This window comes from Halovalidus salilacus, assembly GCF_031852275.1.
In the GTDB taxonomy this organism is placed as follows: Archaea; Halobacteriota; Halobacteria; order Halobacteriales; family Natrialbaceae; genus Halovalidus; species Halovalidus salilacus.
In genome coordinates this window covers 3,248,406-3,274,574 of sequence record NZ_CP134700.1, presented here as the reverse complement: position 1 = coordinate 3,274,574, position 26,169 = coordinate 3,248,406, and the positions used below count along the sequence as shown (strand labels likewise).

At 62.7% G+C, this 26,169-nt stretch carries 27 protein-coding genes and 2 pseudogenes; 18 read left to right on the top strand and 11 right to left on the bottom strand.

Annotation, left to right across the window (positions count from 1 at the left end):
* Positions 1–66: 66 nt before the first annotated feature.
* Entirely contained in the window at positions 67–639 is a 573-nt protein-coding gene (locus RJT68_RS16180; RefSeq protein WP_407037565.1) for a class I SAM-dependent methyltransferase, read from the bottom strand.
* A gap of 300 nt (positions 640–939) precedes the next feature.
* On the opposite strand from RJT68_RS16180, the gene RJT68_RS16175 reads away from it, so the two are divergent.
* The 4 genes from RJT68_RS16175 (at position 940) to RJT68_RS16160 (ending at position 3,761) form a co-directional block, all read left to right on the top strand.
* The gene (locus RJT68_RS16175) at positions 940–1,086 is read left to right on the top strand and encodes a hypothetical protein (RefSeq protein WP_407037564.1); all 147 of its coding nucleotides are present in this window, start codon (positions 940–942) and stop codon (positions 1,084–1,086) included.
* Positions 1,076–2,764 carry a sodium/proline symporter gene (locus RJT68_RS16170; protein WP_407037563.1) on the top strand — a complete coding sequence of 563 codons (1,689 nt, stop codon included), beginning with the start codon at positions 1,076–1,078 and terminating at the stop codon, positions 2,762–2,764. Before RJT68_RS16175 ends, RJT68_RS16170 begins: the two co-directional genes overlap by 11 nt.
* Entirely contained in the window at positions 2,765–3,277 is a 513-nt protein-coding gene (locus RJT68_RS16165; protein WP_407037562.1) for a hypothetical protein, read from the top strand.
* Positions 3,278–3,452: 175 nt separating this feature from the next.
* Positions 3,453–3,761 carry a hypothetical protein gene (locus RJT68_RS16160; RefSeq protein ID WP_407037561.1) on the top strand — a complete coding sequence of 103 codons (309 nt, stop codon included), beginning with the start codon at positions 3,453–3,455 and terminating at the stop codon, positions 3,759–3,761.
* A 156-nt stretch (positions 3,762–3,917) separates the two neighbouring features.
* On the opposite strand, the gene RJT68_RS16155 is transcribed toward RJT68_RS16160, so the two are convergent.
* Positions 3,918–4,442, bottom strand: a complete 525-nt coding sequence (locus tag RJT68_RS16155; RefSeq protein WP_407037560.1) for an HTH domain-containing protein — start codon at positions 4,440–4,442, stop codon at positions 3,918–3,920.
* An 81-nt stretch (positions 4,443–4,523) separates the two neighbouring features.
* Entirely contained in the window at positions 4,524–5,237 is a 714-nt protein-coding gene (sfsA, locus tag RJT68_RS16150) for a DNA/RNA nuclease SfsA (RefSeq protein WP_407037559.1), read from the bottom strand.
* 209 nt (positions 5,238–5,446) lie between these two features.
* On the opposite strand from sfsA, the gene RJT68_RS16145 reads away from it, so the two are divergent.
* On the top strand, positions 5,447–6,124 hold the full coding sequence (locus RJT68_RS16145; protein ID WP_407037558.1) for a TIGR00266 family protein: 678 nt from the start codon (positions 5,447–5,449) through the stop codon (positions 6,122–6,124).
* 45 nt (positions 6,125–6,169) lie between these two features.
* On the opposite strand, the gene RJT68_RS16140 is transcribed toward RJT68_RS16145, so the two are convergent.
* Positions 6,170–7,411 carry a Tm-1-like ATP-binding domain-containing protein gene (locus tag RJT68_RS16140; protein ID WP_407037557.1) on the bottom strand — a complete coding sequence of 414 codons (1,242 nt, stop codon included), beginning with the start codon at positions 7,409–7,411 and terminating at the stop codon, positions 6,170–6,172.
* A gap of 114 nt (positions 7,412–7,525) precedes the next feature.
* Positions 7,526–8,359, bottom strand: coding sequence for a phosphoenolpyruvate hydrolase family protein (locus tag RJT68_RS16135; protein ID WP_407037556.1), 834 nt, complete (start codon positions 8,357–8,359; stop codon positions 7,526–7,528).
* 419 nt (positions 8,360–8,778) lie between these two features.
* Between RJT68_RS16135 and RJT68_RS16130 the strand changes: the two are divergent.
* Positions 8,779–8,919: pseudogene (locus RJT68_RS16130) on the top strand (AMP-binding enzyme); the annotation flags it as partial.
* 199 nt (positions 8,920–9,118) lie between these two features.
* Here RJT68_RS16130 and tnpA read toward each other — a convergent pair.
* A pseudogene (tnpA, locus tag RJT68_RS16125) lies at positions 9,119–9,517 on the bottom strand (IS200/IS605 family transposase).
* Positions 9,518–9,570: 53 nt separating this feature from the next.
* Here tnpA and RJT68_RS16120 point away from each other — a divergent pair.
* Positions 9,571–9,726 carry a DUF2080 family transposase-associated protein gene (locus RJT68_RS16120; protein ID WP_007540613.1) on the top strand — a complete coding sequence of 52 codons (156 nt, stop codon included), beginning with the start codon at positions 9,571–9,573 and terminating at the stop codon, positions 9,724–9,726.
* On the top strand, positions 9,723–11,003 hold the full coding sequence (locus RJT68_RS16115; protein WP_407037555.1) for an RNA-guided endonuclease InsQ/TnpB family protein: 1,281 nt from the start codon (positions 9,723–9,725) through the stop codon (positions 11,001–11,003). Before RJT68_RS16120 ends, RJT68_RS16115 begins: the two co-directional genes overlap by 4 nt.
* 39 nt (positions 11,004–11,042) lie before the next feature.
* Here the strand turns inward: RJT68_RS16115 and RJT68_RS16110 are convergent, their stop codons facing one another.
* Positions 11,043–11,522: a DUF7344 domain-containing protein gene (locus tag RJT68_RS16110; RefSeq protein WP_407037554.1), complete on the bottom strand. Its 480-nt coding sequence runs from the start codon at positions 11,520–11,522 to the stop codon at positions 11,043–11,045.
* Positions 11,523–11,923: 401 nt separating this feature from the next.
* Here RJT68_RS16110 and RJT68_RS16105 point away from each other — a divergent pair, with 401 nt between their 5' ends.
* From RJT68_RS16105 to RJT68_RS16090, 4 genes are all read left to right on the top strand, one after another.
* Positions 11,924–12,433 (top strand): hypothetical protein, encoded by a 510-nt coding sequence (locus RJT68_RS16105; RefSeq protein WP_407037553.1) that lies wholly within the window; start codon positions 11,924–11,926, stop codon positions 12,431–12,433.
* A 594-nt stretch (positions 12,434–13,027) separates the two neighbouring features.
* Positions 13,028–14,104, top strand: a complete 1,077-nt coding sequence (gene gfo6 / locus RJT68_RS16100) for a D-xylose 1-dehydrogenase Gfo6 (protein ID WP_407037552.1) — start codon at positions 13,028–13,030, stop codon at positions 14,102–14,104.
* Positions 14,105–14,169: 65 nt separating this feature from the next.
* On the top strand, positions 14,170–14,895 hold the full coding sequence (locus RJT68_RS16095; RefSeq protein ID WP_407037551.1) for an alpha/beta fold hydrolase: 726 nt from the start codon (positions 14,170–14,172) through the stop codon (positions 14,893–14,895).
* A 152-nt stretch (positions 14,896–15,047) separates the two neighbouring features.
* Positions 15,048–15,908 carry an IS5 family transposase gene (locus tag RJT68_RS16090; protein ID WP_407037550.1) on the top strand — a complete coding sequence of 287 codons (861 nt, stop codon included), beginning with the start codon at positions 15,048–15,050 and terminating at the stop codon, positions 15,906–15,908.
* Positions 15,909–15,984: 76 nt separating this feature from the next.
* On the opposite strand, the gene RJT68_RS16085 is transcribed toward RJT68_RS16090, so the two are convergent.
* Positions 15,985–16,971, bottom strand: a complete 987-nt coding sequence (locus RJT68_RS16085; RefSeq protein ID WP_407037549.1) for an aldo/keto reductase — start codon at positions 16,969–16,971, stop codon at positions 15,985–15,987.
* 355 nt (positions 16,972–17,326) lie between these two features.
* On the opposite strand from RJT68_RS16085, the gene RJT68_RS16080 reads away from it, so the two are divergent.
* Entirely contained in the window at positions 17,327–18,547 is a 1,221-nt protein-coding gene (locus RJT68_RS16080; RefSeq protein ID WP_407037548.1) for a CaiB/BaiF CoA transferase family protein, read from the top strand.
* Positions 18,548–18,643: 96 nt separating this feature from the next.
* On the opposite strand, the gene RJT68_RS16075 is transcribed toward RJT68_RS16080, so the two are convergent.
* The gene (locus tag RJT68_RS16075) at positions 18,644–19,267 is read right to left on the bottom strand and encodes a TetR/AcrR family transcriptional regulator (protein WP_407037547.1); all 624 of its coding nucleotides are present in this window, start codon (positions 19,265–19,267) and stop codon (positions 18,644–18,646) included.
* A gap of 112 nt (positions 19,268–19,379) precedes the next feature.
* On the opposite strand from RJT68_RS16075, the gene RJT68_RS16070 reads away from it, so the two are divergent.
* Positions 19,380–20,735, top strand: coding sequence for an amidohydrolase family protein (locus RJT68_RS16070; protein ID WP_407037546.1), 1,356 nt, complete (start codon positions 19,380–19,382; stop codon positions 20,733–20,735).
* 94 nt (positions 20,736–20,829) lie between these two features.
* Positions 20,830–21,717 carry a fumarylacetoacetate hydrolase family protein gene (locus tag RJT68_RS16065; RefSeq protein WP_407037545.1) on the top strand — a complete coding sequence of 296 codons (888 nt, stop codon included), beginning with the start codon at positions 20,830–20,832 and terminating at the stop codon, positions 21,715–21,717.
* A gap of 15 nt (positions 21,718–21,732) precedes the next feature.
* Here RJT68_RS16065 and RJT68_RS16060 read toward each other — a convergent pair whose 3' ends face one another.
* Positions 21,733–22,737, bottom strand: a complete 1,005-nt coding sequence (locus RJT68_RS16060) for a TatD family hydrolase (protein WP_407037544.1) — start codon at positions 22,735–22,737, stop codon at positions 21,733–21,735.
* Positions 22,738–22,870: 133 nt separating this feature from the next.
* Between RJT68_RS16060 and RJT68_RS16055 the strand changes: the two genes are divergently transcribed.
* The 3 genes from RJT68_RS16055 to RJT68_RS16045 all read left to right on the top strand — a co-directional run bounded on the left by RJT68_RS16055 (position 22,871) and on the right by RJT68_RS16045 (position 25,433).
* Complete coding sequence (locus RJT68_RS16055) at positions 22,871–23,917, top strand: WD40/YVTN/BNR-like repeat-containing protein (protein WP_407037543.1); 1,047 nt, start codon at positions 22,871–22,873, stop codon at positions 23,915–23,917.
* 69 nt (positions 23,918–23,986) lie between these two features.
* On the top strand, positions 23,987–24,382 hold the full coding sequence (locus RJT68_RS16050; protein WP_407037542.1) for a DoxX family protein: 396 nt from the start codon (positions 23,987–23,989) through the stop codon (positions 24,380–24,382).
* Positions 24,383–24,743: 361 nt separating this feature from the next.
* Positions 24,744–25,433, top strand: coding sequence for a TVP38/TMEM64 family protein (locus RJT68_RS16045; protein WP_407037541.1), 690 nt, complete (start codon positions 24,744–24,746; stop codon positions 25,431–25,433).
* Positions 25,434–25,736: 303 nt separating this feature from the next.
* Here the strand turns inward: RJT68_RS16045 and RJT68_RS16040 are convergent, their stop codons facing one another.
* A complete protein-coding gene (locus RJT68_RS16040) occupies positions 25,737–26,051 on the bottom strand; it encodes a HalOD1 output domain-containing protein (protein WP_407037540.1) in 315 nt (104 codons plus the stop codon).
* Between the last annotated feature and the right edge of the window lie 118 nt (positions 26,052–26,169).

Sequence of the window (26,169 nt, the reverse complement as noted above, 5' to 3'; positions counted from 1 at the left end):
AGTACGGGCGAGCACCATCACGGACACGCCGGTGGTCCGTCGCGGTGTGATTCCCGATCCGCCGCGTCACCGGACGGCGACGACGACGAACGTCTCCGGCCGGTCCCGAACCGTCACGATGTCGAATCCGGAGTCCTCGAGTTGGGCCGCCGCCTCGTCGGACCCGAATCGGTCCTCGAGGGGTGGTCCGTCGTCGCCCCGCCCGTCGGCCGACCAGTCGACGGTGACGAGTCGGGCGCCCGGGCGGAGGGCGCGGGCGAGTTCGGCGAACGACGACGGGTCGGCGTACTCGTGGTGGGTCATCGTCGAGAACGCGCCGTCGAGGCTGTCGTCGGCGACGGGGAGCGAGCCGACGCTCGCGGTCACGAACTCCACGTTTTCCGGAACCCCGCGCTCGCGAAACAGCGCGTGCATTCCGCCCTGGACGTCGACGGCGTAGACCGCCCGAACGAACGGCGAGACGTCACGCGCGTAGAAACCCGTTCCAGAGCCCAGATCCGCGACGGTCGCGTCCGGGTCGGGATCGAGGTCGGCGAGCAACTCCTCCCGCGAGCAGAAGCGGTACCGCGAGGGGTCCTCGAGCGCGTCGGCTCGCTCGAGGGGGAACGTGTGGACGCCGACGTCGTCGTGGTCCGACACGGTTACCCCCTCTGCTCGCTCGGATCGAACACTTCGGGGACGAGCGAGGGTCGCTTACGGTCTACGATCGATTTTCGGAACACGATCACCATCTATCTCGGGTGGCAATAAGAATTCTCGACCGGGTACTCGCACGGGCAGTCACCGTCTTCCCTCGTCGTCTCCGGGCGAACGCGGGTTTCGTGCGGCCGTGTCGTCGACCGACTCACCGCCGAAGCGACCTGACGGCACGGCGTACATCACCGAATTCGGACGCGTCGAATAATTATTTTTAACCGTGAGTGTTACTCACGGGCGAGTATGGTTACGAGTGGATCGGTCGACCTGCTCTGGTTGTTCGGCCCCTTCGTCGCGTACCTCGCGATGCTGGTCGTCTACTACGTGTGGGAGGGAAAACGCGAAGAGCGGATTCGTGAGCGCTACGAGGAGGAGACGCATGGTCAGTGACGGAATCGCCGGGGGAGCCGGCATCTGGGTCCTCGTGACGTTCGGCGTCTATCTCCTCGTCCTGCTCGGCATCGGGCTGTACTCTGCGCGCCTCATGGATACCCTCGACGACTACGTCATCGGCGGGCGCAGCGTCGGCCCGGTCGTCACCGGCTTCTCCGAGCGGGCCTCCGAGATGAGCGGCTGGCTCACGCTCGGCGTCCCGGGCGACGCGTTCGGCACCGGCGTGATGGCGTTTTACAACGGGCTCGGCATGATCCCCGCCGATCTACTGGCGTGGGCCGGACTGGCCAAGCGCCTCCGGAAGTACACGGAAATCGTGAAAGCGGTCACGCTGCCGACGTTCTTCGAGACGCGGCTACAGGACGACTCGGGGTACGTCAAAGGCGTCTCCGCGCTCGTCTTGATGCTCTTCGAGGGTGGATACGTCGGCGCACAGATCGTCGCCGCCGGGACGCTCCTCGAGGTGCTCACCGGCGTCTCGTCGCTGGTCGGGATCATCGTGGGCGGTATCATCGTCGTCGGCTACACCGTGCTCGGCGGCTACTTCGCCGTCGCGTGGTCCGACTACTTTCAGGGCGCGATCATCCTGATCGCGTTCATCGCGCTCCCGCTTCTCGCGTTCGCCACCTACGGGCTTCCGTTCGCCGAACTCGAGTCCGTCGGAAGCTCGTACGCGAGCGTCACGGCCGGCACGACCGGCTGGGCGGCCGTCTTCGGTCTCATCAGCTACGCCGCGATCGGGCTCGGTATCCCCGGAAACCCGCACGTGATGGTCCGGTTCATGGGGATCGACGAGGTCGAGAACATCCGTCTCGCGGCGCTCGTCGCCCAACTGTTCATGTTCGTCGCCTACCTCGGCGCCGCCTTCGTCGGGCTGTACGCGCTGATCGCCTTCGGCCAGGGCGGCATCGAGGACCCGAACAACGTCATGCCGAGGCTGACGCTCGAGTTGTTCCCGGGTGCGATCGCGGGGATCGTCCTCGCGGCCGCGCTCGCCGCGATGATGTCCAGCGCGGACTCGCAGCTCCTCGTCGCGACGAGCGCCGTCGTCGAGGACGTCTACCACGGGTACGTCAACCCGGACGCGCGTCAGGAGACGCTCGTCCGCTACTCCCAGTACGTCACGCTCGGCCTCGGAGCGGCGAGCATCGCGTTCGCCTACGTCGCGCAGAACACGCCGATCTACACGCTCGTCCTCGATTACGCGTGGGGCGGTCTCGGCGCGGCCATCGGTCCGACGCTCATCGCGGCGCTGTGGTGGCGGCGTGTCACCGCGACGGGCGCCGTCGCGAGCATGATCGTCGGAACCACGACGATGATCCTCTGGACGCAGCTATCGACGATCCTCGAGTGGGTCGGACTCATGGGAGCGATCGAAGGCTCGCCGTTCCTCGTGGGGCTCGTCGACGTGTACGGCCTCTTCCCCGCGTTCGTCCTCTCGACGGCGACGCTCGTCGTCGTCTCGCTGCTGACGAAGCCGCCGGAGGGCGTCGGCGACCACTTCGAGTCCTTCGACAAACCGCTGTCGGCCTTCACGACCGGCGAGGAACCCACGGGCACCCCGGACTACGTGACCGACGGCGGCCGCGACGTCGAGCCGAAAGCCGTCACGGAGATCGACACCGTTCGGGCCCACGTTACGGCCAGCGACTACTGGGTGTCGGATGAGGAGTGAATGAGCGACTCGCGCCGACGGGAAACGACTGCCGGTGAGCGTACGGGTGGACACCACGACTGCGCGGAACTCACCGTCGTCGAACCGGCGGTGGCGCGCGAGGACGTCGACTCGAGCGGTCGCGTCGGCGCCGTCGCGTATCCGTATCGCGTCTACGAGGCCGTCGCGACTATCGAACGCCCGTTGCTCTCGGACCTCGACGTCGAGTACGTCGTCAGCGTCGACCGTTCCCGACGACTCGCCGTTCGCGCCGACGTGTTTCCGGAGACGGTCACGGAACGGATCGACGACGTGCTCGTCGTTCCGTCGGAACTCTCGGACGAACGGGTCCGCGAGAAGGCCGAAGCGGCCGTCTTCACGTGGACGCTCCGGAAGATCGCCGTCCACTCCGCGCCGGAGGTGACGTTCGAACGCACGGTCGACGCGTACAAACTGTACTGGCTCGCGTCCCGACCGGACGGTGACGTCATCGTCGATAGCGTCCGCGGCACCGAGTCGCCGCTCGAGGACTGACCCCGCGACGATCCGCCCATCGAACGAGGCTGAGCCCCGCCAGGTTTGAAGCGTGCTGCCGGGTCGCGAAACCGACGTCACGACCCCCTGCCTGGACGGTATCGACGATCGAACTCTCGGATGAGTGACTAGATGAGGAAGATATTCATCGACGGCTCACGATCGTTTACCGGCTATGAGGGAGAACGAGGGGGACGAGCGCGCACCGAACGTCGGCGATCTCGTCTCGCCGGTCGACGTCGACGAACCGGCCGTCGTAATGCGGATCTGCGATCAATCGGCGGGGGACTACTGGCTCAATCAGGTCGACGAATCGCTGGCGACGCACGCGTCCTGCGACCCCGACGAACCCGTCTACCAGGTCGTGTTCCCGGACCCTTCGGCCGCGGACCTCGCTGACCTCCCCCGGGTTCCGTATCCCCGCTCCCAACTCGAGGTGGTGGGGCGGATTCGGGGTCGCAGCGATGGATCCGACGAGGCGTAGCCGACCACGTCGACGCGGCCGACGGTCTCGAGGAGGACGTTCGTCACGCCGTCGAGCGGACGACCGGTTCGCAGCCTCGACGGTCGGACAGGACCGTCGTCCGGAACCAGGGAGACGGTCTCGTCCGGAGGCGCGACGGTACGAGTCCGCATCGCATCACTCCGCGTCGACGGGCGCTTCGATACGGCCGACGTCGACGATCGCCACGTTCGCCGGCGCGTCGATCGCGACGACCTCCCCGAGGACGACGAGATCGGAGATCGGGGACGGGCCGACCGCGATCGCATCGCCCTCCGAGAGGTCCCGGATCGACTGCTGGAAGTGGATCTGCGCCCGGCAGAGGTCGGGGTGGTGGACGTTCGTGAAGTCGATCTCGTCCACGGTCGCGTCGACGCGGTCGAACTCGTGGGCGAGCGTCACCGTTTCAGCGTCGTCCAGGCGGTTCCGACTCAGGTTCTCGTACGCGGCCTCGGTCGGTTTGTACCCGCCTCGGGGTCCGGACGTGGCCTCGACGAGGCCGAGCATTTTCAGTCCGCTCATCTGGTTTCGGAGCGTACCGGTCGTCCGGTCGAGTTCCTCGGCCAGCTGCGGTGCCGAGACGTACGACCCGGTTTCCTCGTACGCGTTGATCAACGCGGAGAGCGTCGCCCGCTGATTGCTGGAGAGATCGATCCGCGGCATACGTTGACTCGGGGTCGTTGGTACTTATCTTTGGTGAGCACCCGGGCGATCGGGACGCCCGCTTCGAGCGCCGACGTGACGTCAATCGAGTTCCACGGGGAGCGCGACCTCCGCGAGTCGGTAGACGGGCGGGTCGAACGCCGTTGCGACGGCGTGGACGCCGACGCCGGCATCTCGGACGCGCTCGAGGAGGGACGCGAACGCCGGGTCCACCTCGCGGTACGGTCGAAACCGTTCGACGTCGGGTCGCTGAACGACGAACGCGACGTGCGCTTCGTAGCCGTCCTCGAGCGACGCCTCGAGGCTTCGGAGGTGGCGACGACCCCGTTCGGTCTGCCGGTCGGGGAACTTCGCGACGCCGTCCTCGAGGTGCGTGCAGGATTTCACCTCGACGTACGCCGGGTCGCCGGCCGGCGTCTCGAGGAGGAAGTCCGTTCGGCCGTGGTCCGGCAGCGGCGGTTCGCGCCGCTCGAGGGCGTACCCGTCGAACTGCGGGAGCGAATCCGCGACGAGGGCGCGCTCGAAGAGGTCGTTCGCCAGACTGGTGCGGAGGCTCACGTACACCCCGTCGACGCTGGTCGCGATGGCGTCGTAGTCCGTCGCCCGGTCGGGGTCGTCCGCGGGCGAACAGTAGATCTCTCGCCCGGGTTCCACGATCCCCTCGAGGGCGCCGGGGTCGCCGAGAAAGACGCGCTCCGGCGCGTCGTCGAAGCGAACGCGGACGACGAATCGATTCGGCCGGTCGACGATCGATCCGACGACGAGTTCGTCGTCGACGGTGAGCAACGGATCCATACGAGTCGGTTACGGCTGGTCGGCAAAGAAGGACGTGTACCGTACACGACCCTCGGGCGATGGGTGCAGTTCACCCTCGGTCGTTCGAGTCGACGACTGCGGCCGTCGGTTCGCACCGGCATCGCGCGTCGATACGACGCCCCACGACGTCGACGTCGAGACGGTCACCGAGAGTATATGTAGGTCGGTTGAGAATGGTACGTTCGAACATGGACCATTCGATCGCTCACCAGCCCTCCTTCGCCCTGTTGCAGGTCGACCTCGACCCCGGCGAGTCGATCACGGCCGAAGCAGGTGCGATGGTGTCGCACACCGACGGCATCGAGATGACGACGAACCGGGGGAACGGGGGGTTGTTAGGCTCGGTCAAACGATCGGTGCTCGGCGAGGAATCGTTCTTCCAGAACACCTTCACCGCGAGGGATCGCGGCCACGTCACGCTCGCGCCGCCGATTCCGGGCGACATCACCCGCCACGATCTCGACCACGACGCGGTGTACGTCCAGTCCGGATCGTTCCTCGCCGCGGACGAGTCGATCTCCCTCGAGACCGAGTTCGGCGGGGCGAAAACGTTTTTCGGCGGCGAAGGGCTCTTCCTGCTCAAACTCTCCGGAAGCGGTCCCGCGTTCCTCTCGAGTTACGGCGCGATCGAAACGAAATCCCTCGAGGCCGGCGAACGGTACGTCGTCGACACGGGCCACATCGTCGCCTTCGAAGACCGCGTTCAGTTCTCCGTCGATCGCGTCGGCGGTCTCAAATCGACCCTGTTCAGCGGCGAAGGCCTCGTCTGCACGTTCGAGGGGCCCGGCCAACTCTGGCTACAGTCGCGGAGTCAGGATGCGTTCCTCTCGTGGGTGATCTCGCAACTCCCGTCGAACGACGGATGAGGTGCGTGGAGAACGACGCCCGCGGGCGACGCGAAACCCACGGCTTCAGTCGCGGGTAGCGTCCGCGGCGGGCGCCGTTCCGGCGTCTCGCATGTACTCGTCGAGCGTCTCCACGAGCGTCTCGGCGAACGCCTCGTCGTTGACGTCGGTCTCCACCTCGAGGAGCTCGACGTCGTCGTCGAGCGTCGAGCGGAGCGCGTCGAACAGCGCCGCGTCGGCCTCCGGATCGTGGAAGTCCTCGCCTTCAACGTCGATCGCCGAGACGCCCTCGAGCGGGAGGACGAGCGCCGTCGGCCCGGACGCGTCGTTCAGCTTTTCGGCGATGATCTCTCCGAGTTCGGCGTTCTCCTCGGGCGTGGTGCGCATGAGCGTCACCTGCGGATTGTGAACGTGGAACTGCCGGCCCTCGAACTCCTCGGGAACCGAGTCGCGCGGACCGAAGTTCACCATGTCGAGCGCGCCCGTCGAGACGACCTGCGGGATCCCCTCGTTCCCGGCCGCCTCGAGCCTGTCCGGGCCGGCGCTGAGGACGCCCCCGACCAGTTCGTCGGCCCACTCGGTCGTCGTGACGTCGAGCACGCCGTCGATGACGCCCTCCTCGACGAGCGACTCCATCGCGCGCCCGCCGGTGCCGGTGGCGTGGAAGACGATCGTCTCGTAGCCCTTCTCCTCGAGGATCGCTCGAGCCGACTGGACGCAGGGGGTCGTGACGCCGAACATCGTGATGCCGACCGTCGGTCGATCCTCGGCGTCGACGTCGGGGTCGATCGTCACCATGCCGACCATCGCGAGGGCGGCGTTGGCGATGACCCGCCGCGAGAGCTGGTTCAATCCCTCGATATCGGCGACCGAGTACATCATCGCGATGTCCGTCGCCCCGACGTAGGGCTCCGTGTCGCCCGAGGCCATCGTCGAGACCATGAGCTTCGGTACGCCGACGGGCAGCGCCCGCATCGCCGTGGTCGCGATCGAGGTGTTGCCCGACCCGCCGAGTCCGAGCACGCCCTCGAGGTCCCCCTCGTCGCGTAACTCCCGGACGATCTCGGCCGCCCCCTCGCCCATGACCTCCATCGCCTCGCCGCGGTCGGCCTCCTCGCGAAGGTGCTCGAGCGTCGTCCTCGCCGCCTCGGCGACCGCGTCCGCGGCGGTCTCCGGGTCGAACGCCGGCTCGCCCATCACGCCGACGTCGACGACGTGAACGTCGACGCCCTGTGCCTCGAGGACGTCCCTGGCGAACCCGATCTCCTCGCCTTTCGTGTCCAGCGTCCCGACGATGACGACGCTCATGGCTCTACTCTATCCTCCCCGATGCGTTCAACGGTCGACACCTCTCCGCAGACACGCGGTCGAACGCCCGATTCTCGAGTCGTCCGATGTGCCGAAGTGCGGTGTCCGGCATGGTCAGAACTCGATCGATTTGAACGCCGCGGCCTGGTTCTCGATCGCCTCCTCGGTCGGTAGGCGCTCGAGGCTGGACGCGCCGAAGAAGCCGACGACGCCCTCCGTGTTGTTCAGCACGTACTCGGCGTCGTCGGACCACGCGATGGGGCCGCCGTGGCAGATGACCAGCACGTCCTCGTTGACCTCCGTAGCCGCGTCGTGGTGGGCCTGGACGCGTTCGGCGGCGGTATCCAGGTCGAGCGCTGTTTCGGCGCCGATATCGCCCGAGGTCGTCAGCCCCATGTGCGAGACGATCACGTCGGCGCCGGCTTCTGCCATCTCGCGGGCCTGCTCCTCGGTGAAGACGTACGGACAGGTGAGCATCCCCTGGTCGGACGCCTCCCGGATCATGTCGACCTCCTTGTCGTACCCCATCCCCGTCTCCTCGAGGTTCCGCCGGAACTGGCTGTCCTCGTCGATGAGTCCGACCGTCGGGAAGTTCTGGACGCCCGAGAACCCGCGCCGTCCGAGGTCCTCGACGAAGACGTCCATCTGCCGGAACGGATCGGTCCCGTTGACGCCCGCGAGAACGGGCGTGTCTTCGACGACCGGCAGCACCTGCCGGCCCATGTCGAGGACGATCTCGTTGGCGTCGCCGTACGGGAGCAAGCCGGCGAGCGACCCGCGACCGTTCATCCGGTACCGACCGGAGTTGTAGATGATCAGCAGGTCGACGCCGCCTCGCTCGGCGAACTTCGCCGACATCCCCGTTCCCGCGCCGGCGCCGATGATCGGCTCCCCGCTCGAGACCGTCTCGCGCAACCGCTCGAGTGACTCGTCACGTGTGAACGCCATGTGCTAGGGAATATCAACCAGATACTCCGTAATCAACGTTGTCGTCGTCTCCACGAGTCGAAACGTTTGCGGATCTTCTCGTCGTTCGAATCGACGTTTCTCGTGTCGTCGATGAGCGTAACTCTCCGTCCCGAACGACGGTCGGCGTCCTCCACCGGTCCGGGTGGATCGTCGTCGCTCGCTCACCTGTCGGTTCGCGTACCGGATCGCGAGCGTTCGTGCCGCGCACGTGTTCCTCGGGGAAGCTCTATGCCAGTATGTAACGCAGGAGGGGTGGTGAGTCGAGCGATGGTACGAGTCCACTGATCGCTGAACGAGTATCGAGGAAAACACGGGGCTCACGAACGCACGACCGTACGCGAAGAGTTACGTGAGTGGTCTCGGGGTCGGTCGTGACCTGAACTCCTGTCGGAACGCCCGACGACCGCCTCGGCGAGCGGATCGCCGCAGTCGTCGTAACCGACGGATCGGTCACCGGCGAAGACGTCGAGCGGATCTGTCGCGGGCGGCTGGCCGACTACAAAGTTCTGCGTGCGGTCGTACTCGTCGTCGAACTCCCGAAGACTGCGACGCGGAGGGTCGACGAGGTCGTGCTTCGAACGCGGATCGACGAGCGTCGTATTGACGTCCGGCCGACGGGGAGGGATTCAGTCGTTGCGACCCCCGATCCTCGCCTCGGTAGTGCCCCACCGTGGTCTACAGAAAAGACAGGCCGAGTGCCTCGGGGCTCGACCCCGAGGGTGAAGGCCGTACGCTCCGCTAAACGTGTTCCGTTCGCTCAATATACTGTTCAATCGTCTCGCTCGACACTGTGCCTGCCGTCCCGACATAGTATGACTGCTCCCAGAATCCACCACCCCACAAATACTGTTCCAGAAACGGTTCGTGTTGCTCCCACATCTCTCACGCTGTGATGCTCTTAATTGTTCGTACAATCTTGCTCGGCGCGTGTTTCGGATGCGCGGATAGGAACACGTGTACGTGGTCAGGAGATATATGCAACGATTGTAGGTCATAGCCGTACTCATCGCATACCTTCTGGAAACACTCGTCCAACGAATCCTCGATTGGCTCCAGTACCGCGTGGCGGTACTTCGGACACCACACGAAGTGATAGTTGACGTTGTACACCGTGTGGTTCGACCGTTTCTCCCCCATATTGGATACACTATACCGATACACTTAAGTATATCCAAGGGATATACACTGGTATGGCGAATCGCTTTGAAATCGACGGCGAAGAAGTTCTCGACGGAGAGGTCAAACCGTTCGGGAACAGCGCCCACGTCACCGTCCCAAAACGCTGGCGTGGCGCGGACGTGAAAGTCGTTCGTACCTCAGAACCCACCGAACAAGACGAAGAATGACAACCGAAGAGCCGACTCTCGTGAAGACTCTGGACTTCCAACTCGACATACAGAGTGACAACGAGAGTCTGCTCAAAGACGCCACCCTCGAAGCCCGCTGGGCGTACAACGAAACCATCCGCCTTGCCAAAAACGGCGTGGACTGGGACGATATTTCTCCTCGCCTCGAAGACGAGGCCGACCTCGTGAAGAACACGACTCAACGCATCGTCGCCAAAGCCTTGGAAGCGATGGAGAATTACTACGACTACGACAACTACAACATTCCCAGCCACACCAAAGATGGTGCGTACCCACTTCGAGCCAACTACGAAGAAGGCTACAACCTGTCGCTCACTGATGATGGCGAAGTGGCGTTTCGCATCAGCGCGAAACCCTACAACCACGTCAAAGGCATCCTCAAAGGTAGTGACGCCCACATTGATTTGCTCAAGAACGCACTGACGAGCGATGAATGGAAAGTCACGACCAGTGAAGCCCTGTGGCGCGAGGGAGAACCTGAACTTCACATCAATATTCGCAACACCGAACGGACTGTGCGAGACAAGCAGGACTCTCGGACGGTTATCGGTGTCGATGTGAACGAGGACAACGTGGCTCTCACTGCACTCTCCGAGGATGGCGTCGAGGATACATTGGTTATCGCCTTCCCCGAAATCAAGTTCGAGCGCCACCGCTATTTCACAATGCGGAAGCGCGTGCAGAACGCGGGGAAGGACAGCATCCACGACACGCTGGAAGGGCGTGAGGAACGGTTTGTCCGCGACCGACTCCATAAAGTGAGCCGTCATATCGTGGAGTGGAGTCAGCAGTTTGAGAAGCCGTGCATCGTCTTTGAAGACCTCAAAGAGATGCGCGACAGTATCGACTACGGCACGCGGATGAACCGACGCTTGCACCACCTCCCGTTCCGCGCTCTCCAGTTCTATACGTCGTACAAGGCGTCGTTCGAGGGAATCCCCTCAGATTCGATTGACCCGTACAAGACGAGCCAACGGTGCCCGTTGTGTGGGCACGCTGAACGGGCGAATCGGCGGAAGAAGCGATTCAAGTGCAAGTCTTGTGGCCATCAAGACCACAGCGACCGTGGTGCAAGCGTCAATATCGCCGTGAAAGGCATCAAGAAGTATATGAGTTGGAATGTGCCTGCTCTCAACAACCTTCCCGTTGTTCGGAAGGTTCGACGGCAGGCATCGGGGCTTGTGGACAGCCCGACCGTGACCCACCCGACCGTCCGAGGCTATCAGGCCGATGGTCGGGTGGGAGTATCTGATTAAACCACGGGAAGAAGCCTCGGGGCTTGACCCCGAGGCTGTTCACTCTCGCAGTGTGCCGTGACGAGGTCCGGACGCTTCCGTTGAGGAGTCATCTCGCTCGGTCATTTTCTCCAATAATGGAAGGAGAACGTCGAAGTTCGGGCGGAGCTCGATGGTTCTGTCGGCCCGATCGTACGAAATGACGTCGCACTCCTCGAGGCGCGGAAGGTGCGCGTGATGAAGAACGAGTCGAATATCGTAACTCTCGCCCTCCGAAGGATTCTCGTATATCTCCGCTGCGATCAGTTCAGCCAATTGGTCCACCGCCAGCGGCTCGGTGTGGTCTCGAGTGTTCGTCTCCAGGGTCCCCCACCAACGGTCACGTAGCACGCGTAAGGCGGTTCGGCGGCGGTGGTTTGCCAGCAACGCGAAGCACTCGGATTCTGGAAGGTTCTTCGTCATGGGTTGTCCTGCGGTCAGTCTCACCCGACGCGGATCGAGGTATAAATCGACAGCATTGTCCACCGCTGGATCCGTCATCGAACGATCAAAATATGATTGGGGAAAAATATAATGGTTATTTTTTACCGTATTGGTCAGAACACGGCCGCTCGGAACGGTTCGATCCACATGGTGTAGATAATGGCATTGTTACTGGGTTAGTGGTCCTATCCTGAGGATTCACTCCCTCGGCCCGTTTCAACGAGTGAGTGGGGTGTGCGAAAAGAAGCGGGTTACGCTGCCTTCGGGCGATGTGAACGATCAAAACGATGGTGTTCGTTTCGAAATCCCGCAGAGTTGCTCGCTGGACTGTGGTGTAATATTGGTGGCACAGATTCAGGCACTAATATAGGGTTTTGGGACTGTCAACTACGTAGAGGTGACCGACGATTCCGACCCTGCAACAGCTGCTCGACGAACTCGATCCGAAGAGTATCGACATGCTCCGGGCGATATTCAACTGCGGCGACGAGGCGACGACCACCGAAATCCGGGATATGACCGGGTTGAGCAACAGTCAAGTCGCCTACCGCCGCGAGAAGTTACGGGAGTACGGACTGATAGATGTCCGAACGGGCGAACCGACAGGATCGCGAACGCCACCGAAGTGCCACTCGCTCACCCCGTCGGCGCAGTCGCACATCGAAGCCGGACTATTCGACCTTTACAACCCTCCCGTGACCAGCGACGTCGAACAGCTCAGCTCGCAGGTCAATCACCTACGCGATCGCATCGACGAGCTCGACGAAACGATAACTCTCCTCGAGGAGCGCCTTCAGAGGCTACAATCGACTCTGAATCTACGGGTTGGGAATCACGCCGAGGTACACGAGGCGACGGATGGGGAGAAGATCGTGAACGTGATCACCGAGTTACAGGCTACGTTAGCCGACATTCAAGAGGAGGTAACAGAGCTGGATGAACGCAAAAAGGACAAATTTCTTCGCTGAGCACCCACTTGCTCATCGAGCATCTCTCGGACCGGTTGACGACCGGCGGCGCGCGAACGTGCGACTCGACCGCACCATTTCGCAACTAGGAGCGGAAGCGGGCCGATCACGGCCTCGAGGCACGGCCGACCAGCGAGGAGATCGCTGAGGTCGACTACTCGGGAACCGTTCGAGTGCTTCGTGAGAAGCATGGCATGACACCCACCGAATATCTCTAGGCGATCGAATTCGATCGGTTCCAACCCGACGGATCGTACCAATCGCATCAACGACCAAACCACTATCGACACCCGTGGACGATCCGTCTGGGTCCTCGACCGGCAGAACAAGCAGGCCGATGGTACGCTTCGAACGACGCGCTCGGAACGGCGAAAACCGACTCGGAGCGCTTGACCGGGGCGAACACGTCTTCGCCCGATTCGGTGCGTAGTTCGAAACCAATGCAACGAAGCAACCCTTCCCTCGAGGTGTAGCTGTTGTAACACGCTATTCACGTCATGATCGTCCTTCTCTAGTAGCAAAGCGTGTGATCTTGTTTGTCGGTAACTGTTGCAAACCAGGTGGTAATATGTCCCCACAATCGAAGCGTGAGATATGAGTACACGCCCGCTGCTCGAGCGGTTCACGGAACGCGACTGGGAGACGAGTACCGAAGGCACCGTGCGGTTCGCGCTGGTCGGCCTCGGCTGGTGGACCGTCGACGTCGTGATCCCAGCGATCGAGGAGAGCGATCGGTGCGAGACGACGGTGCTCGTGAGCTCCTCTGCGGAGAAGGCCGACCGGCTGGCGGAACACCACGGGGCCGAGCGCGGCATCACGTACGAGGCGTTCCACGACGGCGACGCCGCCGACGACTACGACGCCGTCTACGTCGGGACGCCCAACGCCTACCACCTCGAGTACGTCGAGACGGCCGCCGACCTCGGCAAGGCCGTGCTGTGCGAGAAGCCGCTCGAGGCGACCGTCGAACGCGCCGAGCGACTGGTCGAGGCCGCCGAGGCGACCGACATTCCGCTGATGACCGCCTACCGGATGCACACCGAACCCGCGGTGCGCCGGGCGAAGGAGCTGATCGAAGACGGGTTCATCGGCGAGCCCACCCACGTCTACGGCAACAACACCCAGCCCGTCCTCGAGATGATTCCCGATCCCGACCAGTGGCGCCTCGACCCCGACGTCACCGGCTACGGTACCTCCGTCATGGACCTCGGGATCTACCCTCTGAACACCGCCAGGTTCCTCCTCGAACGAGATCCCGTCGACGTCCGGGCCCGCATGAACAGCGAGCACGAGGCGTTCGCCGACGTGCCCGACCAGAACGCGACGGCGACGGTCACGCTCGAGGGCGGCCTGCCGCTCGTGATCACGACGAGCCAGCACGCTCAGACCGACACGCAGCTCAAGATCATCGGCACCGAGGGGTCGATCGAACTCCACCCGGCGTTCCACGGCGAGGCGACGCTCCACCTCTCGAAGGGGAGCCTCCGGGCGACGATCGAGGACGTCGACATCGCCGCGGTCGAGGAGATGCGCGAGGAGTTCGACTACTTCGCCGATCGGGTCTGCTCGGGCGAGTCCATCCTTCCTGACGGCCGGCACGGCCTCGCGGACCTGCGCACGATCGCGGCCATCCACGAGTCTGCCGAGCGTGGCGAGCGTATTGAACTGTAGGCACTAGCCTGCGGACCTCTGGCGGCGGAGGAAACGTTATTTCTGCTACGGCGACTACCCGTACTGTGCCTCCCGATTACGCGGCGTCGGACGAACAATCCGGTGTGGTCTCCATCCACGGTACCGGGCTGGATGCCTGGATCTGGGACGAGATGACACCGGCGCTCGAGGTGCCCCACCTCCCGGTAACGTTTCCGGATAGAAACGGCGATCGCGAGGGAAGGGGCGGTCTCGGTCTGCCCGACTACGTCGATCACGTGTGCCGACAGATAGCGGAGTGGCCGCCAACGGAGCTCGTAGTCGTCGCCCACTCGATCGGTGGCGTGATCGGGAAGGAGGTGGCCCGGGTGCTCGCAGACAGAGCGGTCGGATTCGTTGGCGTCTGTGCTACCATCCCGGAACCAGGCGGATCGTTTCTGTCGTGTTATCCCTTCCCTCAGCGCCTGATCCAGCGCGTTGTAATGCGGGTGGCTGGAACGAAACCACCTGACGGTGTCGTTCGCAAGTCCCTCTGTAACGGACTGTCGGAACCGCAGGCAGATCGCATCGTCGAGCAGTTCCGGCCCGAATCTCAGAAGTTGTACACCGACACGAGTCTCGCCGACGTCCCGGACGTCCCGTCCCTCTACGTCAAAACGCTGGACGACGACGAACTCTCGCCCGCTCTGCAGGAGACGATGGTCGCAAATCTACAGCCACGTGCGGTTGTGACCATCGACTCCGGACACATGCCGATGCTCAGCCATCCGAATCACCTGGCGGCCTCGGTGAACGAATTCACCGCGGAGTGAGGAGGTGTCTGCAACCGAATTCAGTGTGGCGGACCGCATCAGTTCCACCTATACTCGGGCTTGTTTAGACGTTCGAGATCTCTGCGGAGGAACCTTCACTAGTAAGTTCTAGGGTTCTAGCAAGAGTCGCTACTTGTCGAACGTTCTAGGAAATGAAGCGAGAAGGCGAATTTGTGTCCAGCAAACTCGCCCGCTTCACGAGACAAGTTGTCTCGCTCGCTCAAAAAGCCGTCGCTGGAGAGCCGGATCCAGCGTTTCAACCCGGAGAAGGAGGCTACGCAGACTGGGTAATCGTCGCTCTGCATGGTCTTCGGGAGTATCTCGATCATCCGTATCGGCGGTTGCTGGATGTCCTCTACGAGATGCCACGAATCGTCGGAATTCTTGGTCTAGAACCGTCTGAACTGCCCGACTTTTCCACCGTCTGCGCCCGGTATCAGCGACTCAAAATGCCGATCTGGCGCGTCTTACTACGTTTGTCGGCGGAGCTGCACGACACCGGCGAGATCCAGGCGATCGACGCGACCGGCATGGATCGGATCTCGGCCAGCCAGCACTACGCCAAACGGACGAATTACACGTTTCGCGCGGTCAAGACGACCGTCTTGATCGACTGCGAGACTGGTGTGGTTCTCGATATACACTGCTCGATGAAACAACCGCACGATTCTCGGATTGGCTGGCAAGTGCTAAAACGAAACCTCGGCAAAGTGAGTGTTCTCACTGCCGACAAAGGCTACGACTGGTGGCTACTTCGTCAGAAACTTCGTGCTGAAGGCGTGAAACCGGTGATCAAGCACCGTGAATTTGGCTGGAATGGCGTTGCAGGTAATATCTTGATTGATGATACAACGTATCATCAACGGTCGAACGTCGAATCGACGTTTTTCGCGCTGCGGCGAAAATACGGCGAAATCGTCCGCGCTCGAACGTGGTTCGGTCAGTTCCGCGAACTCGTACTGAAGTGTGCCGTCAGAAACATCGAACTCGCGCTCGACCGCTCAAAGCCATGAATTCAGGCGTCTAAACAAGGCCCCTATACTCTCGAACTATAGTCCCCAGCTATACTGAATCGAGTCGCCTCGACCGTCACCAGCGGTGATGGACGTGCTCTTTGACGTACTCGTCGTAGACGTCGTGAACCGCGTCGTGGGTCGACTCCTCGAGCGGCTCGAGGTCGCTCGCGGCCGCGTTCGAGCGGACGTGTTCGGGGGTCGTCGACCCGGGGATCACGGTCGAGACGGCGTCGTGGTCGAGGATCCACCGGAGGGTGAACGACGGCAGGGAAACCCCTTCCGGGACGTGCTCCTCGAGCGCCTCGACGGCCTCGAGTCCGACCTCGAAGGGGACGCCAGCGAACGTCTCCCCGACGTCGAAGGCCTCGCCATCGCGGTTGAAGTTTCGGTGGTCGTTCTCCGGAAACGCGGTGTCCCGAGTGAGCGTGCCGGTCAACAGTCCCGACGCGAGCGGGACGCGGACGATCACGCCGACGTCGCGCACCGCCGCCTTCTCGAAGAACAGCTTCGCCGGCCGCTGGCGGAACGGGTTGAAGATGATCTGGACGGACTCGACGCCCGGGTACTCGATCGCCTTCAACCCCTCCTCGACGCGCTCGACGCTGACGCCGTAGTTGGCGATCCGCCCCTCGTCCACGAGGGTCTCGAGGGCGGCGAACGTCTCCGGCTGGTAGTAGACGCCCGTCGGTGGGCAGTGAAGCTGGACGAGGTCAAGTTGGTCGACTCCGAGGTTCTCACGCGATCGGTCGACGAAGCGCCGGAGATTCTCCTCGGTGTACCCCTCAGCGACGTGGGGGTCGAGTCGACGGCCGGCCTTCGTCGCGACGGTGACCGCGTCGCGCTCGAGGTCGTCGGCGAGGACGTCGCCGACGATGCGTTCCGAGCGGCCGTCGCCGTAGACGTCTGCGGTGTCGAAGAAGTCGATCCCGGCCTCGCGGGCGGCCTCGACCGCGCTGGTCGCCTCCGATTCGTTCACGTCGCCCCAGTCGCCGCCGATCTGCCAGGCGCCGTAGCCGACTTCGCTCACCGATCCGACCGATCCGAGCGTCCTGTGATTCATCGTTCGCTCTCGAGTTGGGGTAACGGGGACAAAGGCGTTGTTTATGCGGATCCTCACTCGCTAAACCTGAAGATCCTAGGTGTCTTCGTACTTCCATCTTAGGGCGGGTGATCGCGTCAGGACAACTGTTCAGCGGTCCATCAACACCGAATCGTGGTTCCTAAACCGTGTGATCTTGCCGTCGATAGAGCATCGCGCATTGGCTGGATGAACATCCTAAGGACCACCACGGTGTACGTCCGGCGTTAGTTTTACCAACTGGTAAAGAAAATGGTGGGTATGGGAGAACTAACCAGTGCGGGACGACTCGACGGATCACCGAACGGACGCGGTGTCGATGGACTGACGTAGAATCATGGGTCGTGATGGAAAAATACTGGACGGAATTACGGTTCTCGATCTATCGACGTTCGTCACCGGGGGATTCTGTTCCGCGATGCTCGCGAACCAGGGTGCGGAGGTGATAAAAATAGAGCAGCCGGGATACGGCGATGCGATTCGTCATTCGGGACCGCCGTTTGTCGACGGCGAATCGCCGTACTACTGGACGGTGAATTACGGGAAACGAAGTATCGAACTCGATCTGAAGAACCCTCGAGCCACGGAAGCGCTGTACGACCTCGTCGAAGAGGCGGACGTCTTCGTCCAGAACTTTCGTCCGGGGACCGCCGAGCGCCTCGACGTCGACTACGAGTCGATCGCGGAACACAGCGACGATATCGTTTACCTCGCGGTCTCCGCGTTCGGGCAGACCGGGCCGTGGCGGGAGCGCTCCGGATACGATTTGCTCATCCAGGGGATGAGCGGGATCATGAGCGTCACGGGGGAAGCGGGCGGGCAACCGGTGAAGGTCGGCTTGCCGATGACGGATCTCATCACCGCGATGTGGGCCGCGTTCGGCGTTACGACGGCCCTGTACCGGCGAGAACGAACCGGTGAGGGGGAGTACATCGATCTCGGAATGCTCGAGTCCGCACTTCCCTGGCTCACCAAGCAGGCGGGCCAGGTGTTCGCCGGGAGGGAGCCGCGGCGAATGGGGACGAAAGATCCGGTGCTCGCGCCGTATCAGACGTTCGAAACGGCCGACGGATACCTCAACGTCTGCATCCTCAACGAGAAACTCTGGTGGGAACTCTGCGAGAGTATCGATCGGCCGGATCTTCCGGCGGACGACCGCTTCGAAACGAACGCGGACCGGGTCGACCACCTCGAGGAGTTAGAGACAGAGATCGAGGCGACACTCCGAGAGAAGACGACGGACGAGTGGATCGAGATAATCGCCGAGGACGGCGGCGTTCCGGCGGGCCCGGTGTTCGACGTCGAAGAGGCGTTGAACAACCCGCAGATCGAGGCTCGCGGGACGGTGACCGAGATCGAACACCCGGAACTGGGGGACGTTCCCGTGATCGAACATCCCTTGAAGTTCGATCGCGCCCGGAGCGGCTTCGACCTTCCGCCGCCGCTGCTCGGAGAGCACAACCGCGAGGTGTTTCGGGACCTCGGATACGCGGAATCGGAACTCGACGAGTTGGAGGCCGACGGCGTCTTCGGAGGTACGAGCGACGAGGCGGAGTGACGTCGCGCTCGGACCTGAAACGGCGTCGGCGAGGATGGATTCGAACGCAAAACGGCGGTTGGCGCGTCGAACGGGGGTTCGAATTCCTATGGCCCCTCACGCGTCGTCCGAATCGGCGTACAGCGAGTCGAGGATGAACTCGTCTATCGCGCGTCGGGCTTCGTCGGGCGCGTCTTCGTGTCCGAGGGAGATCCGTCGCGCGCGCGCGGCGTGGATCACGTCCGTGATGAGCTGCCCCATCCGTTCGGCGTCGACGGCTTCGAAGGCTCCCTGGTCGATTCCGTCTTCGACGACCTCGACGATGCTCCCTCGAATCCGATCGTAGTGTTCGTTGAATATTTCCCTGTGTTCGCCGTCGTTTTGCGCGTGCGTGTACAGTTCGTGGTACACCTTCATTCGATCCCAGTGGGTGAACTCGCTGAACTCCGGTCCGAACAAACACTGGTCGATCCGGGCGTCGAGTTCCGTCCGGGGGTCCGCGTCCTCGTCCACTTCGACGCTCCCCTCGTACTGTTCGATGACGTACTCCAGGAAGGAAGACAGCAGATCGTACTTCCCGTCGAAGTGGTAGTGGATGACCTGCCGGGTGAGCTCCATCTCCTCTCCGATGTGGCGCATCCGAAGGTCCTTGTAGCCGTGCTTGCTCAGCGCACGGAACGTGGCCTCCATGATCACTTCTCGAGTGTCCTTGGCGGAGACCTTCTCATCGGATTCGCTCATACCGACACTCCGGCCGAGAGCTATTTAATTGAATTGTTCTGAGAGGACGTACCACCGACCGGTTTACCGTACGGTAAATTTTTACCCTCGTGGTAAGATTGTCGTACTGAGCATGACACGAACACTCATACGGAACGGGACGATCGTCACTCTCGATCCGGACATCGGGCAGCTGGACGGGGCGGACGTCCTGATTGAGGATGGCGAGATCGTCGAAATCGGTCACGGATTGACCGCCTCGAACGCCGAGGTCATCGACGCGGAGAACCACATCGTCCTGCCCGGATTCGTCGACTCGCACATTCACCTGGCACAGACCCAGGTCAGGGGTATCGCCGGGGACTGGTCGCTCATGGGCGAGTACTTCGAGCACATGCTCGGCAACATCACCGGACTCTACCGGCCCGAAGACATGTACCTCGGCGGCCTCTTCGGCGCGCTGGAGAAGCTCCACACGGGGACGACCACGGCCCTGGACTGGTCGTATCCCAATACGCTCGAACACGGCGAACGCGCCGTCGACGCGCTCAAGGACGCTGGACTGCGCGCCGTGTACACGTACGGCCCGCCGGGGGACGACGCGGCGACGTGGTGGTACGAGAGCGACGTCGGCCTCCCCGAGGGGAACATCCGCGAACTCTACGACGAGAAGATCCGCGACGACGACCTGCTCAGCCTGGCGCTCGGGCTCCGGGGGCCGGATTTCTGCACCGACGGGACCGCCCGCAGCGACATGGAATTAGCGCGAGACCTGGGGGCGCTCGCGACCGTCCACATGGGTGCTGCGCTGTGGCCGTCGTCGATCTACGGCGAGGACTACCAGGGCTTCGGCTGCATCCGGGACCTGCTCGGGCCGGACGTCAACATCGCCCACGGCAACCACTTCTCGCAGGAGGACGTCCAGCGCGCGGTCGACGCCGGCGCGTCCTTCTCGTCGACGCCGGAGGTCGAGATGCAGATGGGCCACGGCATCCCCGTCACGGGGAAGGTGCTCGAGGCCGGCGGGCGCCCGACGTGGGGCGTCGACGTGTGCTCGAATATCAACGGCGATATGGGCAGCCAGATGCGGGTCGGCATGCAGGTCCAGCGGATGTTCGAAAACCAGGAGATTCTGGAGGGCCACGAGGAGGTCACGGAGGTGAGCATCACCTGCCGCGACACCCTCGAGATGGCCACCATCGAGGGTGCGAAGGCCCTCGGAATGGAGGACGAAATCGGGACGCTCACGCCCGGCAAACGGGCCGACGTCGTCATGCTGCGGGAGGACGACTTCCTGACCGCGCCGTCGCACGACCCGATCCAGACCGTCGTCTTCCAGTCCGACGCCTCGCACATCGACACGGTGCTGGTCGACGGCGAGGTCGTCAAGCGGGACGGCGAACTGCTGAACAACCTCGTCGACGAGGAGTTCGACCGGTTCGTCCGGTCCGGGCGGCGGCTGATCGACGAGGCCGGGTTGGAGCTATGACCTGGTGTACCTACCCGGCGAACGGGCGCGAGCGGAACGCGGCGGATGGACCAACAGATACGAGCAGATACGTACCGAGAGGCGACACGGTGACATGAGACTCGGACAATACGGAACGACGGACGGAACACAGGGCTGGGTCGGAGCGAAGACGGACGACCGGACGGTCGTCGACCTCATCGAAGCTGGCGCGGCCGCCGGCGTCGAGATCCCGCGCGAGAGCACCGACCTGCTGGCCGAGTGGGAGTGGCGGCGCAAGGTCGAACTGGCCGTCGAGTACGCCGAGGAGACCGGGGTGGGCGTCCGGGACGTCGACGACGTCGAGCGGCAGGCGCCGATACGGACCCCGGGGAAGGTGGTTTGCGTCGGCCTCAACTACCGGGACCACGCCGAGGAGGGCGACAACCCCATCCCCGACGAGCCCGTCCTCTTCTCGAAATTTCCGACGTCGGTGATCGGTCCGGGCGACACGATCGCCTGGGATCCCGACTACACCGAGAAGGTCGACTACGAGGCGGAACTCGTCGCCGTCGTCGGCCGCGAAGCACGCCGGGTCGACCCGGAGGAGGCGCTCGACCACGTCGCGGGCTACCTCGTCGGCAACGACGTCTCGGCCCGCGACCTTCAGCACGGCGACGGCCAGTGGGTCCGCGGGAAGAGCCTCGATACGTTCGCCCCGATCGGGCCGGAACTCGTGACGGCCAACGAAGTGGACGACCCGCACGACCTCGACATCTGGGCCGAGGTGAACGGGGAGCGACTGCAGGAGTCGACCACGTCGAACCTGATCTTCGGGGTCGACGAACTCGTATCGTTCTGTAGCCGGGCGTTTACCCTCGAGCCGGGCGACCTGCTTTTCACAGGAACGCCACCCGGCGTCGGCGTCTATCGTGACCCGCCCGTGCTCCTCGAGGACGGTGACGAGGTAACGATCGGAATCGACGGGATCGGGGAACTCACGAACACCTGTTCGTACGCCTAGGTGATCGCGGACGGGTCATCGTTCGAAGTCGAACACCTCGCGCGGGTTCTCCAGCACGACTGTCCGGATCGCCTCTTTCTCGATCCCGTACCGGTACAACTCGAGAATAGCCCGTTTCAGCGCGAAGGGATCCGTCCGGAGGACGTTCGCACAGTCGGTATCGATCATGATCCGATCCGGCCCGTACTCGTCGATCGCGTCCGCGACGTCCGCGGCGGTGACGCCGATCAACCACGAGTGACCGATCGTGTAACTCAGATAGCAATCCGTCTCTTCCATGAGGTAGGCCGTGTTGTTCCGATCCGCGTGCGAGGCGACGACCCGCTCGTCGTCTAGCCCCGCGGCTCGCATCGCCTCGACGTCGTACTTCACCGCCTCGAGGGCCGGATTTTCGGCGTCGATCACCGGATCCTGCCCCAGTTCCGCGTTCTTTTCGTACCCCGGAATCCCCGCTCCCCGTCGATACGATCGGTCCGATCCGGCGGATCGATTCGGCGTGTGGAGGATGACGGGTAACCCGTGATCGTCCGCGAGTTCCATCTGCGCCTGCACGAGGGCTCGCTGCTCGTCTACGCCCCACGCGCTGACGTGCTGGGACGGTGTGACGCCGGTTTCGCCGACCGCAACGACTTCGTCGAGTTCGCAGTACTCGTCCATCGACTCGAGCGCCGCTTCCGGATCCTCGATGCGAACGCCCGTGTGGATCCCGAGACCGAGTCTCGCCTCGAAGAAGTGGTCGCGCTCGATCGCGCCGCGGCGGTTGATCGCGTCGTCCCACAGGAAGCGAACGTCTTTCGTTCTCACGGGCTTGTACGGCGTCCAGTGGTACCCCGACGCCACCATCACCATGGCTTCACACCCGGAGAGGGCGTACCGTTCCCGGTCGCCCCACGAGAGCGTGTGCGCGTGATTGTGAACGTCGATCCAGGGCAGGTTGAGCAGATCGGTGGGCGGTTCGTCCGCTCGCTCTTCGAGATACGCTGCGTCCGTCGGACGTTTCGTCGGGTGCGTCGATGTCATGTGTGCTGTCGCCCTCGTGGGATGCGCCGCCTCGAGCGGTGAGTGGTCACGACGACTCCTCGTAGACGCCGGCCGCACTTAGGGTTTTACAGTCTGGTAAATCTTTATTATGTGCCGGGATAACAAGAGTCGTATGACGCTGCTGATCGGCACGGACGACGGTCTGTACCGAGTCGGGACGATTCCGTTCGAACGGGACGAGGCGGAGAAGGTACTCGACTGTGGTGTCGTGACGGCCGTCAAATCGTGGGATCACACCGACGGCGTGTTCGTCGCCTCCTCGACCGGGGCGTATCGATCGCTCGACGGCGGGAACACGTGGGAGGACCTCGGCGTGCCCCTCGGTGACCGCTTCTGGCACGCCGGCGAGAGCGAGGTCTGGTCGATCCTGGCGACGTCCGACGGCGCGCTCTACGCCGGGACGAACGATCCGTACGTCTACCGCTCCGTCGACGACGGCGAGACGTGGTCGGAATTGAAGGGGTTCCGCGACCTCCCCTCCCGCGGTCACTGGGAGTCACCGATCGACCCACACTACGCGCGACTGCGCGCTCTCGAGGTCGTCTCCGGCAGACCCGACCAGTTGATCGCCGGCGTCGAAGCGGGTGGCGTTCACCTGAGCAGGGACGGCGGACAGACGTGGATCGACCGTCGCGATACGATCATCGACGATATCCACCAGATCCTGCCGATCTCGGAGGACGTCTGGCTCGCCACGACGGGCTACCTCGATCACAACCTGGAGAACCTCGGTCTCGGACACGCGGTCGGTGAGGGGGGCCTCTACCGGACGGTAGACGGCGGCGAGTCCTGGACTCGAATCGACGACGGAAACGCGTTCTCCTACATCAGGCGGGTGTTCGTTCACGACGGGAGGCTCTTCTTCTGCGGCGGCGAGGAAGCCCCTCCGGCGTGGGTGAACGACGATCACGAGGCGGCGTTGTTCGAATCGACGAACTTCGGACGCGATTTCGAGCGCGTTCCGTACCCCGGCGAGCCGCACGAGATAATCGAAACCTGGGACGTCTACGACGGCGACGTCATCTGCGGCTCCGGTCTCTTCGACGTCCCGGACCAGCGCGCCGACGTCGAAGGTCGGATCATGCGACGGGACACTACGGGCGAATACCACACGGTCGGTCGGATCGTCGCGAACGTCAGTCGGATAGAAACCCTCTAATCGGATGGCACTTCAGACGAACAGACGTATGCGACAGAGCAGAACAGACAGCACCACATTCGCCAGCTCATGAGTGATACTCCACCGTCGAACGATCCGCCGTCTAGACTCGGTCGAGCGCTGTACAGCGGGATACTCGCGTACATGGCCGTAGACGGATTCATGAACAACGAAAAGCGCGTCGAGGTTGCTCGGTCGAAAGGGGTACCTGCGCCGGATCTCCTCGTTCCCTTCGTCACCGGACTGCTCCTCGTGGCGAACCTCGGGATCTTGCTCTGGAAGTACCCGCGGGCATCCGCCGGCGCACTCGTCGTCTTCTTCCTCGGAACGACTCCCTCGATTCACGATTTCTGGACGATGGAGGGAAAAGAGCGGCAGGAGAACAAAATCAATTTCTTGAAAAATATCGCGCTTCTCGGCGGGGCGATCGTGCTTCTCGACGAAGCCACGGATCGAGAACCGTAGGAACGTACCGAGCGGGTGACGGCGTCCTCGAGGCTTCCGATACGAACAGGGACGACCGTACGCTCACTACGAGAACACCCAGGATGCCGTCTCTCGGCCACCGTCGAAGAAGAGGACCGTTCACGTGATCCTCACCATCATTTGCCCTTCTAGTGCCCGCCGATTTCCCTGCCCGTAACTGTCCAGTACCCGGATTCACAGAAACTCCGAAACCTTCTTTTCTTTACCGACTGGAAATTATGGTAGAATGATGATAAGTGGAGCTGGAGGAGTGGGTTGGTCTTTTTGCGTAGGACTCGCGGGACCGACTCGAGTATCGAATTCTCGTGTGCGGCTAGGGTAATACGATTGGTCGAACAGAATGCAAATTTTCACGTCCCGGTCGGCATTCCGTCACGGTCTCGTGGTGGCTTGTTTCCTTCTGGCCGCATTCTTCGTCGCGTACGCCGGTGCTCGTCAGTACGCGCCGTTTCTGTTCGATGCCACGGAACTCCGTACGTGGATCGGTCAGTTCGGTGCATTCGCGCCGCTCGTATTCGTCCTCGTCCAGGCCGTCCAAGTCATCGTAGCACCAGTTCCGGGACAGGTTATCGCACTCGTCTCGGGGTACGTGTTTGGGCCGACGGAGGGAACAGTGTACAGTCTCGTCGGCGTGATCCTCGGGAGTGCAATTGCGTTCTCCCTTTCGAAACGGTTCGGACGGCCGTTCGTCGAAAAACTCCTCCACGAGGACGTAGTAACTCGATTCGACGGATTCGTCGAACGGGTTGGGATTCCCGGATTGGTGGCGTTCGTCATTATTCCTGGCCTGCCAGATGACGCGATCTGTTTCCTGAGCGGCCTCACGAAGCTTCGGCTCCGAACGTTCCTCGTCGTTATCAGTATCGGTCGGCTCCCGGCGTACGTTATTACCGTGTATGCTGGCGGTAAACTCGCGACCGGAGAAGTTACCATTGCGCTCGGACTCCTCGGTATCATCATCGTCGGTTCCGTCATCGGGTACAGTAGACAGGATTCGATTCGGAGGGTGATCGAACAATTCGGCAATTGAGATGTGAGAGTTCTTGAAGCGACACCACGATGCTCGACTCGGCTGGCACACTGAGACCCTCCACCGAGAGAAACTCCGAACGGGACTCGTAGATCGGTGAGCCGATGCAGTGGTTGAATCGAGAAGTGGAACGAGTTGAACAGTCCATCACTGACGCCGATGGAGAGACGGGTGTGCAGGCGCCACTGAGCCACTAGCGGTCACGGCCAGACGTCGGCGGTCAAACCGAGTGGGAAGACTGGTTCTGATCCGTGTTGTCACTCGAGAGCTGCTGGTATCGCCGCGCGAAACCCGGCCGAGAACTCAGGCGTTGGTGATCGACTCGACTGTCACCTCACCGTTGCCCTGTACGCTCACGTGGTAACCAGCGTACTCGAACGTCACCTGCTCAACAGCGGTGTCACCACGCGCTGTGAACAGATCGTTCAACGCCTCTGGATCAATGGACTCGTAGAGCGGGGGCAGCTCGAGCATGTCCACGTTGGCAGCTTCAGCAACCGCTGAGACAACTGTGAATACTGGTGTCTCCTCCGCGGTTCGACCCCATTCTGCCGTTACCGGGCCGATCGTGCGCTCCGAGAAAGAGACTGAGTTGTCTCGCGTATGTTGCTCAACCATGTTCGCTCTCCTACCCCTCTATATAAAAGCGTTACCCAATGAATTAGGATGCCGTTTGAAATAGGGGTGGCAAAGGAGTTGTAGGACAAAAAACCCTGCCTCACTTGGACATGGTCTA

What these genes read in the sequence shown, in the direction of transcription:
- RJT68_RS16175 (WP_407037564.1), top strand. Translation starts at nt 940, where the DNA reads ATGGTTACGAGTGGATCGGTCGACCTGCTCTGGTTGTTCGGCCCCTTC.
- RJT68_RS16170 (WP_407037563.1), top strand. Translation starts at nt 1,076, where the DNA reads ATGGTCAGTGACGGAATCGCCGGGGGAGCCGGCATCTGGGTCCTCGTG.
- RJT68_RS16165 (WP_407037562.1), top strand. Translation starts at nt 2,765, where the DNA reads ATGAGCGACTCGCGCCGACGGGAAACGACTGCCGGTGAGCGTACGGGT.
- RJT68_RS16160 (WP_407037561.1), top strand. Translation starts at nt 3,453, where the DNA reads ATGAGGGAGAACGAGGGGGACGAGCGCGCACCGAACGTCGGCGATCTC.
- RJT68_RS16155 (WP_407037560.1), bottom strand. Translation starts at nt 4,442, where the DNA reads ATGCCGCGGATCGATCTCTCCAGCAATCAGCGGGCGACGCTCTCCGCG.
- sfsA (WP_407037559.1), bottom strand. Translation starts at nt 5,237, where the DNA reads ATGGATCCGTTGCTCACCGTCGACGACGAACTCGTCGTCGGATCGATC.
- RJT68_RS16145 (WP_407037558.1), top strand. Translation starts at nt 5,447, where the DNA reads ATGGACCATTCGATCGCTCACCAGCCCTCCTTCGCCCTGTTGCAGGTC.
- RJT68_RS16140 (WP_407037557.1), bottom strand. Translation starts at nt 7,411, where the DNA reads ATGAGCGTCGTCATCGTCGGGACGCTGGACACGAAAGGCGAGGAGATC.
- RJT68_RS16135 (WP_407037556.1), bottom strand. Translation starts at nt 8,359, where the DNA reads ATGGCGTTCACACGTGACGAGTCACTCGAGCGGTTGCGCGAGACGGTC.
- RJT68_RS16120 (WP_007540613.1), top strand. Translation starts at nt 9,571, where the DNA reads ATGGCGAATCGCTTTGAAATCGACGGCGAAGAAGTTCTCGACGGAGAG.
- RJT68_RS16115 (WP_407037555.1), top strand. Translation starts at nt 9,723, where the DNA reads ATGACAACCGAAGAGCCGACTCTCGTGAAGACTCTGGACTTCCAACTC.
- RJT68_RS16110 (WP_407037554.1), bottom strand. Translation starts at nt 11,522, where the DNA reads ATGACGGATCCAGCGGTGGACAATGCTGTCGATTTATACCTCGATCCG.
- RJT68_RS16105 (WP_407037553.1), top strand. Translation starts at nt 11,924, where the DNA reads ATGCTCCGGGCGATATTCAACTGCGGCGACGAGGCGACGACCACCGAA.
- gfo6 (WP_407037552.1), top strand. Translation starts at nt 13,028, where the DNA reads ATGAGTACACGCCCGCTGCTCGAGCGGTTCACGGAACGCGACTGGGAG.
- RJT68_RS16090 (WP_407037550.1), top strand. Translation starts at nt 15,048, where the DNA reads ATGAAGCGAGAAGGCGAATTTGTGTCCAGCAAACTCGCCCGCTTCACG.
- RJT68_RS16085 (WP_407037549.1), bottom strand. Translation starts at nt 16,971, where the DNA reads ATGAATCACAGGACGCTCGGATCGGTCGGATCGGTGAGCGAAGTCGGC.
- RJT68_RS16080 (WP_407037548.1), top strand. Translation starts at nt 17,327, where the DNA reads ATGGGTCGTGATGGAAAAATACTGGACGGAATTACGGTTCTCGATCTA.
- RJT68_RS16075 (WP_407037547.1), bottom strand. Translation starts at nt 19,267, where the DNA reads ATGAGCGAATCCGATGAGAAGGTCTCCGCCAAGGACACTCGAGAAGTG.
- RJT68_RS16070 (WP_407037546.1), top strand. Translation starts at nt 19,380, where the DNA reads ATGACACGAACACTCATACGGAACGGGACGATCGTCACTCTCGATCCG.
- RJT68_RS16065 (WP_407037545.1), top strand. Translation starts at nt 20,830, where the DNA reads ATGAGACTCGGACAATACGGAACGACGGACGGAACACAGGGCTGGGTC.
- RJT68_RS16060 (WP_407037544.1), bottom strand. Translation starts at nt 22,737, where the DNA reads ATGACATCGACGCACCCGACGAAACGTCCGACGGACGCAGCGTATCTC.
- RJT68_RS16055 (WP_407037543.1), top strand. Translation starts at nt 22,871, where the DNA reads ATGACGCTGCTGATCGGCACGGACGACGGTCTGTACCGAGTCGGGACG.
- RJT68_RS16050 (WP_407037542.1), top strand. Translation starts at nt 23,987, where the DNA reads ATGAGTGATACTCCACCGTCGAACGATCCGCCGTCTAGACTCGGTCGA.
- RJT68_RS16045 (WP_407037541.1), top strand. Translation starts at nt 24,744, where the DNA reads ATGCAAATTTTCACGTCCCGGTCGGCATTCCGTCACGGTCTCGTGGTG.
- RJT68_RS16040 (WP_407037540.1), bottom strand. Translation starts at nt 26,051, where the DNA reads ATGGTTGAGCAACATACGCGAGACAACTCAGTCTCTTTCTCGGAGCGC.